We start from the raw sequence: 1348 nt of genomic DNA on the forward strand, positions 1-1348 counted from the left end.
GGGAAACCGTCATGTCCGGTTCGGCGGGAGGCCGCGCGGAACAGGACTCGCCCTCATGGTGAGCACCTCGCCGCGCGGCCGACCCAACCGCCTGGCTGCGCGGCTTTCGACGACTGCGGATCCGTTGGGAGCGACGCGACGACATCCACGAGGCCTTCCTCGGCCTCGCCACCTGCCTGATCACCCACCGGCACGTTCAGCGTCTTTGTTGGGATCTCATAGGCCACTGTGAGAGCTACGAGCCTTGCACTGCCTGCCAGTCGGGGAGGGCATCCCTCCAAGGGTGCTTCGGCGGCAAGCCGACGCGCGGGTCGTCCGCCCACGCTCTCCAGGCTTGCGGCAGCCGAATCGGGCACTGCAACGTCGGCTGCTCCAGCAGGTCCCACGCGTCCCGGTAGCCCTCCCATGTCGGCGCGTACACGCGGGCCTGATCGAAGCCGGTGTTCCTCTTGCCGGGCGGGACACCCGGCTCGGTCAGCCAGGCCTGGTGCTCCATCCACGCCGCAGCCCACACATGGTCGCGCGGGATGACGTACGACGCCGGTGCCTGCCCAGGCATCGGGCGCAGAGCGACGAACACGAACCACTCGCGGTCGCTTAGGGACGGCAGTTGCGTCTTGGTTCCGCAGCGCCAGTTCGGCCGCGGCATAGGGCTGGCCGTCTTGACCTGTACCTCGATCATGCGCCGGGTGCCATCGGCGCGGACGGCGAGAATATCGGTGCGCTCCAGCCCGTCGCGGGTGAGCGCGGCACCCCATCCGGCGCTGGCGAGCACCGAGCAGACCCAGTGCTCGCCGGCGCTCTTGGTCATCTTCGTGTCCACGACAGAGAGTGTGCACGCTGGCCACCCTGCTTCGCGAGCAGTCCGAGCTGGCGTCGGTCCTCGCTCACTTCACCAGCGTCAGGCCGGACGTCTTGTCGGCTGCGGTCATCCCTGTCGGATCAGGTCGCGCCAAGTTGTATGGGCTGAGGGGTGCGTGGGGCATCTACATCAAACTCGGCGCTGACTTCCCAGGGCCAGGTGTTCCGCCTCGGCAGTGACGACCGCCCCTCGCTGGTCGGCCGTCACCGGCATGGAGGATTGAACCCGATTTGCGGCACGTAGCGTTTCCAGTCAGATTCGAGGAGGGCGTCGGGACCAGTGAAGCGGCAGACGTCGTCCGAGGCTTGAGAGACGCTGGTCTCCCACAGGCGAGCGGTGTCGTCGCTCGCGCCGCTCGCGAGCAGTGATTTTGCCCCGAAAGCAACGGCGTTACTGACTTCGGCTCGTTAGGGTGATCTTTCTCGAAGGCCCTGATGAGCCGGGAGTGGTGTCTGTATCCCGTGGTGTATGAGGTATGCGGATGGG

The 1348-nt window shown here is 66.9% G+C and carries 1 protein-coding gene and 1 pseudogene; one reads left to right on the forward strand and one right to left on the reverse strand.

Annotation, left to right across the window (positions count from 1 at the left end):
- Nucleotides 1-89 precede the first annotated feature (89 nt).
- Nucleotides 90-182, forward strand: a pseudogene (locus ABZV42_RS42220) (IS5/IS1182 family transposase); the annotation flags it as partial.
- A 53-nt stretch (nt 183-235) separates the two neighbouring features.
- Here the strand turns inward: ABZV42_RS42220 and ABZV42_RS42225 are convergent.
- On the reverse strand, nt 236-823 hold the full coding sequence (locus tag ABZV42_RS42225; protein ID WP_356057568.1) for a hypothetical protein: 588 nt from the start codon (nt 821-823) through the stop codon (nt 236-238).
- Nucleotides 824-1348 lie beyond the last annotated feature (525 nt).

Source organism: Streptomyces sp. NPDC005281, assembly GCF_040607495.1.
Classification (GTDB): Bacteria; Actinomycetota; Actinomycetes; order Streptomycetales; family Streptomycetaceae; genus Streptomyces.